Here is a 6918-nt window from a genome sequence, read left to right on the forward strand (position 1 = left end):
TGATTTTCAATGTTATACTTATGTGATATAATCTTTCCTGTATTAGAAGTAAATAACAATTGAATAGGGAGGGAAGGAAGAGAGTGCAAAAAATAGAAGCTCTCTTATTATTATGAGAGAAGGAACTTTATCTCAACAAAATATAGTTGTATTGTTTTTTAAACAGTTACGCCCAAAACAATGGACTAAAAACTTGCTTGTATTTGCAGCGTTAGTCTTTTCAATAAAACAAGTATCTTTAACTATGGTGGCACAAGCTGCAATTTGTTTTGCGCTATTTTGTGCAATATCTGGCTGTGTCTATATTTTAAATGATTTTATGGATATTGAGGCAGATCGACAGCACCCTGTTAAGCGCTATCGACCGATGGCATCAGGTGCATTAAATCCGTATTTTGCTATTACGGCAGGTTGTGTTATTTTAGTAGCGTCTTTAGTAGTTTCATATATATTAAATCCGTTATTGTGCTTAGTATTAGCAGTCTATTTTATTTTAAATGTAGTGTATTCAATTCGTTTAAAGCACGTTGTAATCATTGATATTTTAATTATTGCATCTGGATTTGTTTTACGAGCATTGGCCGGTGGATTAGTTATTCAAGTGCCATTTACACCGTGGTTTTTATTATGTACATTATTATTGTCACTGTTCTTGGCTATTAATAAAAGACGACATGAATTAGTATTGTTACAGAATAATAAAGGTTCTCATAGAAAAGTATTAGAAAGTTATTCTCCTGCTTTGTTAGACCAATTAAGTACAATTGTTACATCGGCAACTATTGTAACTTATGCTATCTTTACTTTTAATGCAGGGAAAAGCATCTATTTAATGTGGACAATCCCATTTGTAATTTACGGGATCTTTCGTTATTTGTATTTAGTTCACATGGAAGATAAAGGTGGAGAACCAGATAAAGTTTTATTAGAGGATCAGCATATTTTAATAACGGTGTTGTTATATGCGATAACAGTTATTATTATACTATTGAACTTTTAATTACTCTATTCGGGTTTGTTAAAACGTTTAAGAGGAGTGTCTTAAACGTTTTTTATTTGGAATAAAACATTTTTTGAATATAAACAGTTAAGGAGTGTAGAGATGCAACAATTTTTGATGATTATTTTATCAGTTGGTATGGGAGTCGTAGGGCAAATTTTATTAAAGTTTGGCGCAATGAAATCACAAAGTTCAGCGGCTGTAGGTATTATGAATTTCATTAACGTACCGAACTTTTTCGGACTCGCTTTTTACGGTTTAAGTGCATTATTATGGATGATTGTGCTGAGAAAGGTTGATTTAAGTTATGCATACCCAATGGTGAGTTTCGGATATGTATTTGTTATTATTGCGTCAGCATTATTATTTGGTGAAACAATCAATTTTATGAAAATTGCTGGAATGGTATGTATAGTGGCTGGTATTTTATTTATTGCAAAATCATAGGAGGTAAAGCAATGGGAACATATTTATATTGTGTACTTCCATTTATAGCTTGGGTAGCTTCGGGAGTATTGAAATTTCTAGTGAATTATCTTCGGTCTGGAAAAGATGCTTTTCGTTTAGTTGGAAACGGTGGATTTCCTAGTACGCATACAACGATTTTATCAAGTATGGTCATGACAATAGGGTTTCATGAAGGTTTTAACACACCGATGTTTGGAATCGGGATGGCAATTTTAACAATTGTTATCATTGATGCCACAGGACTTCGCCGTACAGTTGGTAAACATGCAAAAATGTTGAATAAACATATAAGTTCGGAAGAAGAAAAATTAAGAGAGCGTCAAGGACATCATTGGCATGAGATTTTTGGTGGACTTGTATTAGGAACAGTTATTGGGTACGTGGCACATCTAATTATGGTATTTCTACCTTAGAGAGGAGAAGCAATGTTGAATATTTGGAATAATTATAAAGGAAAGGGGATATTAGCCCTTGTCCTTTTCATTTTTTATTGTTCGTTTTATTTTTTCATTGGTTGGAAAATGGATACTCACTCCAAAATTTTGAGTGGGGAGTGGAGTGATACTTATTTTTCTTTTGATCAAGGATATTATATTTTTGGTTTTTTCCTTGAGAGAGGAGAGATAGTAGGGATGAGCTGGTTCCGACATCCATTCCTTTATTATTTTGTTCAAGGGTTCATGTGGATACTTGAAACAGTAAAAGTAGGGAATATAGTACACGGTATTATATTCATTCAAGCATTCTTAAGCGCAATTAGTGTAGTGATGATCTATGCATTATGCTGTAAAATTTGTAAGAACGTAATTGTTTCTTTCCTACTAGCGATTACGTACGGATTCTCAGCTACTATGTTAGTTATTACGTGGACACCGGAATCTTTTATTTATGCAAATTTCACATTGGTACTGATGTGCTTTGTATGTTATCCATTTATTACTGGGGAAAAAGAAGCAAAAATGGGATTCAATATTACCAATATATTATTGGCATTAGGAATAACTGGGGTTACTTTAACTAATTCGTTTCTGTGGTTTTTAGGTAGTGTAATGAGTTATAAAAAATTGCAGAAAAAAATTATTTGGACTAGTATTTCTATTGTTATTGTCGTGATTACATTTGTTTTAGTAATGAACGCAAATAATGTAGTTCTTATTGAGGCAGTGAAGTCTAGTATGGGCTTTACGCAAGAACAGAGTTTTTCACCAGAATACGTCAAACCAGTAGGTATATTGATGTTTCATCTATTATTAGGATCTTCCTTTATCTTTGGTAAATTTTCAGAAGTACCATTGCGAGTAGGAAGTGAAGTTGCACATTTGAACCTTCTTCCTTCACATACTATAATCGGTTGGATTGTAGTTGTATCCGTGTATGCTTTTATATTGGTAGTTGTATGGAAAAACTTTTTAAAAGAACCTTTTGTAAGGTTTTTAAGTTTATGTTTACTATTTAATATTGTTTTACATGGAATTGTTGGTTTTGGAGCATCTGAAGCATTTATTTATGGGGCACATATGGTATTTACAATACCTTTATTATTAGCATATGGCTTTAAAGTGATGAGACGTATAAAAGTAGTCGGTTTATGTATAATATTACTATTAATATTAATAAATAATTTTGAGAGTATGTTATATTTCTATCATTTTGCAGTCTCGAACTACTCTTTATAATAAGGTTTATTATTCCTTAAAAATAGATACGAAATAGAAGTCCGAATTATCGCATTTTAGAAAAAATATAGTTATAATAAAAATAGAGAAATTTAGGGGGTCTGAACATGTTTCAAGTACAGAAAGAATTAGCAGGTCATGAAGCAGTAATTATTGCTTTATTTGAAGAAGAGAAAATGAGTAGTTTTGTACAAGAACTGGACAAAGCGTTTGAAGGACAATTACAAGTTTTACTAGAAGAGAAAGAATTATCTACGAATAAAAAGGCCATTTCGAAAGTACATAGCTTAGGCAAAACAAATGTGAAACGTTATTACTTTGTTGGTTTAGGCAAGAAAGAGTCTTACACGACAGAAACGTTACGTGTGGCTCTTGGTAAGGCATTTAAAACACTGCAAGCAGCAAAAGTACAAGATGCAGCAATCTTACTTGATTCTTTCGTAACAGAGAAATTAGACGCGATTGATGTCGCTCATATTGCAGCAGAGGTACAAGGCCTTGGTACATATGAGTTACAAACGTATAAATCAGATAAAAAGAATCGTGTAGAGTTAGAGAAGTTCACGGCTATTACAGCGGAAGATGCACAAGAAATTGAAGCAGCATTAACAGTTGGCTACGTACATGGACGTGCAACAAATTCAGCTCGTACACTGGTAAATATGCCGCCAAACGTATTAACAGCGACAAAGCTTGCTGAGTATGCTGTTGAATTAGCGGAAAAGTATGATATGGACTATAAAGTTCTTGAGAAAGAAGAGATGGAAGATCTTGGTATGGGTGCGTTACTGGCAGTAAACCAAGGTAGTGTAGAGCCGCCAAAAATGATCACCCTTATTTATAAAGGAAAAGAAGAGTGGACAGATGTCATTGGATTCGTTGGAAAAGGTATTACATACGATACAGGTGGTTATTCTTTAAAACCACGTGAAGGCATGGTTGGTATGAAAGGTGATATGGGCGGTGCAGCTGCTGTATTAGGTGCGATGGAAATTATCGGTGAACTTCGCCCAGAACAAAATGTGATCGCTGTTATTCCTTCAACTGATAACGTTGTAAGTGGTACGGCATTTAAGCCAGACGATGTAATTACATCAATGAGCGGAAAAACAATTGAAGTATTAAATACGGATGCAGAAGGTCGTCTAGCTTTAGCTGACGGTATTACGTATGCGAAAAAACTTGGTGCAAACTACCTTGTTGATGTTGCAACATTAACAGGTGGTGTAATTGTTGCACTTGGAAACCATACGACAGGCGCAATGACAAATAATGAAGAGTTGTTTGAGCAAGTACTAGAGGCTTCTATGGAAACAGATGAGCCAATTTGGCAACTACCGATTTTTGATCGCGATAAAGAACGTGTGAGAAACAGTAAGTTTGCAGATTTAAATAACTCACCAGGCCGCGAAGGACATGCGGTTATGGCAGGTACATTCCTAGGTGAATTCGCTGAAGACACACCTTGGGTACACTTAGACATCGCTGGAACATCAGAAACAAAAGGCGCACACGACTTAGGTCCAGCTGGAGCAACTGGCGCAATGGTACGTACACTTGCAACACTTGTGGAGCGTTTTGGAGAAGAATAATTTTTTGGAAGAAAAGGCTGTCTCTAATTTTTGGGGCAGCCTTTTTTATTGATATAGTAGACCCGTTTATTGGTAATTCGATATAACTTCGTTTGTTACTACGCTGTTGAAAAAAAGAGTTTATAAAGAAATCATGTATAAGATTCCATTTGAAAAAGGAAGTACGGTCTGTTTTTTTACAGAACCAAGTGCATCACTTTTTTCGGGTAAGCCAATTGTAACTTTGAGGCGTGTTCCGAGCTCAAGATCAACTTCTGTAATTGTGTTAATGAAAGAATATTAGCAATGGAGACGATACGATTATTTTAATGAGAATGCATCATCATGAAGATGGGTTACTTGTAGAAAATGTTGATTTGATTAATGAGCGTGTAATGCTGTTTTAGCTTTGTTTATTAGAAATACCAATATGGATGAGAGAACTATTTATTGGTATTTAATAGTTGATTTTCAATGTTATACTTATGTGATATAATCTTTCCTGTATTAGAAGTAAATAACAATTGAATAGGGAGGGAAGGAAGAGAGTGCAAAAAATAGAAGCTCTCTTATTATTATGAGAGAAGGAACTTTATCTCAACAAAATATAGTTGTATTGTTTTTTAAACAGTTACGCCCAAAACAATGGACTAAAAACTTGCTTGTATTTGCAGCGTTAGTCTTTTCAATAAAACAAGTATCTTTAACTATGGTGGCACAAGCTGCAATTTGTTTTGCGCTATTTTGTGCAATATCTGGCTGTGTCTATATTTTAAATGATTTTATGGATATTGAGGCAGATCGACAGCACCCTGTTAAGCGCTATCGACCGATGGCATCAGGTGCATTAAATCCGTATTTTGCTATTACGGCAGGTTGTGTTATTTTAGTAGCGTCTTTAGTAGTTTCATATATATTAAATCCGTTATTGTGCTTAGTATTAGCAGTCTATTTTATTTTAAATGTAGTGTATTCAATTCGTTTAAAGCACGTTGTAATCATTGATATTTTAATTATTGCATCTGGATTTGTTTTACGAGCATTGGCCGGTGGATTAGTTATTCAAGTGCCATTTACACCGTGGTTTTTATTATGTACATTATTATTGTCACTGTTCTTGGCTATTAATAAAAGACGACATGAATTAGTATTGTTACAGAATAATAAAGGTTCTCATAGAAAAGTATTAGAAAGTTATTCTCCTGCTTTGTTAGACCAATTAAGTACAATTGTTACATCGGCAACTATTGTAACTTATGCTATCTTTACTTTTAATGCAGGGAAAAGCATCTATTTAATGTGGACAATCCCATTTGTAATTTACGGGATCTTTCGTTATTTGTATTTAGTTCACATGGAAGATAAAGGTGGAGAACCAGATAAAGTTTTATTAGAGGATCAGCATATTTTAATAACGGTGTTGTTATATGCGATAACAGTTATTATTATACTATTGAACTTTTAATTACTCTATTCGGGTTTGTTAAAACGTTTAAGAGGAGTGTCTTAAACGTTTTTTATTTGGAATAAAACATTTTTTGAATATAAACAGTTAAGGAGTGTAGAGATGCAACAATTTTTGATGATTATTTTATCAGTTGGTATGGGAGTCGTAGGGCAAATTTTATTAAAGTTTGGCGCAATGAAATCACAAAGTTCAGCGGCTGTAGGTATTATGAATTTCATTAACGTACCGAACTTTTTCGGACTCGCTTTTTACGGTTTAAGTGCATTATTATGGATGATTGTGCTGAGAAAGGTTGATTTAAGTTATGCATACCCAATGGTGAGTTTCGGATATGTATTTGTTATTATTGCGTCAGCATTATTATTTGGTGAAACAATCAATTTTATGAAAATTGCTGGAATGGTATGTATAGTGGCTGGTATTTTATTTATTGCAAAATCATAGGAGGTAAAGCAATGGGAACATATTTATATTGTGTACTTCCATTTATAGCTTGGGTAGCTTCGGGAGTATTGAAATTTCTAGTGAATTATCTTCGGTCTGGAAAAGATGCTTTTCGTTTAGTTGGAAACGGTGGATTTCCTAGTACGCATACAACGATTTTATCAAGTATGGTCATGACAATAGGGTTTCATGAAGGTTTTAACACACCGATGTTTGGAATCGGGATGGCAATTTTAACAATTGTTATCATTGATGCCACAGGACTTCGCCGTACAGTTGGTAAACATGCAA

8 protein-coding genes are annotated in these 6918 nt (G+C 34.0%); all 8 read left to right on the plus strand.

The features are described 5' to 3' along the window. The first annotated feature begins 112 nt into the window (after nucleotides 1-112). Nucleotides 113-1000 carry a decaprenyl-phosphate phosphoribosyltransferase gene (locus tag ACTJJY_RS31540; RefSeq protein ID WP_098833237.1) on the plus strand — a complete coding sequence of 296 codons (888 nt, stop codon included), beginning with the start codon at nucleotides 113-115 and terminating at the stop codon, nucleotides 998-1000. A 102-nt stretch (nucleotides 1001-1102) separates the two neighbouring features. Beyond that, a complete protein-coding gene (locus ACTJJY_RS31545; protein WP_001183889.1) occupies nucleotides 1103-1447 on the plus strand; it encodes an EamA family transporter in 345 nt (114 codons plus the stop codon). Nucleotides 1448-1458: 11 nt separating this feature from the next. Then, the gene (locus ACTJJY_RS31550) at nucleotides 1459-1881 is read left to right on the plus strand and encodes a divergent PAP2 family protein (protein ID WP_120461541.1); all 423 of its coding nucleotides are present in this window, start codon (nucleotides 1459-1461) and stop codon (nucleotides 1879-1881) included. A gap of 15 nt (nucleotides 1882-1896) precedes the next feature. Next, nucleotides 1897-3144 carry a DUF6080 domain-containing protein gene (locus ACTJJY_RS31555; RefSeq protein WP_098519612.1) on the plus strand — a complete coding sequence of 416 codons (1248 nt, stop codon included), beginning with the start codon at nucleotides 1897-1899 and terminating at the stop codon, nucleotides 3142-3144. 107 nt (nucleotides 3145-3251) lie between these two features. Then, nucleotides 3252-4736, plus strand: coding sequence for a cytosol aminopeptidase (gene pepA, locus ACTJJY_RS31560; RefSeq protein WP_440607416.1), 1485 nt, complete (start codon nucleotides 3252-3254; stop codon nucleotides 4734-4736). A gap of 556 nt (nucleotides 4737-5292) precedes the next feature. Beyond that, nucleotides 5293-6180, plus strand: a complete 888-nt coding sequence (locus tag ACTJJY_RS31565) for a decaprenyl-phosphate phosphoribosyltransferase (RefSeq protein WP_098833237.1) — start codon at nucleotides 5293-5295, stop codon at nucleotides 6178-6180. A 102-nt stretch (nucleotides 6181-6282) separates the two neighbouring features. Next, the gene (locus ACTJJY_RS31570; RefSeq protein ID WP_001183889.1) at nucleotides 6283-6627 is read left to right on the plus strand and encodes an EamA family transporter; all 345 of its coding nucleotides are present in this window, start codon (nucleotides 6283-6285) and stop codon (nucleotides 6625-6627) included. An 11-nt stretch (nucleotides 6628-6638) separates the two neighbouring features. Continuing rightward, the coding region (locus tag ACTJJY_RS31575; RefSeq protein WP_086400987.1) for a divergent PAP2 family protein at nucleotides 6639-6918 on the plus strand (280 nt) is incomplete at its 3' end.

The sequence above is a fragment of the Bacillus sp. 22475 genome, assembly GCF_052044835.1.
In the GTDB taxonomy this organism is placed as follows: domain Bacteria; phylum Bacillota; class Bacilli; order Bacillales; family Bacillaceae_G; genus Bacillus_A; species Bacillus_A cereus.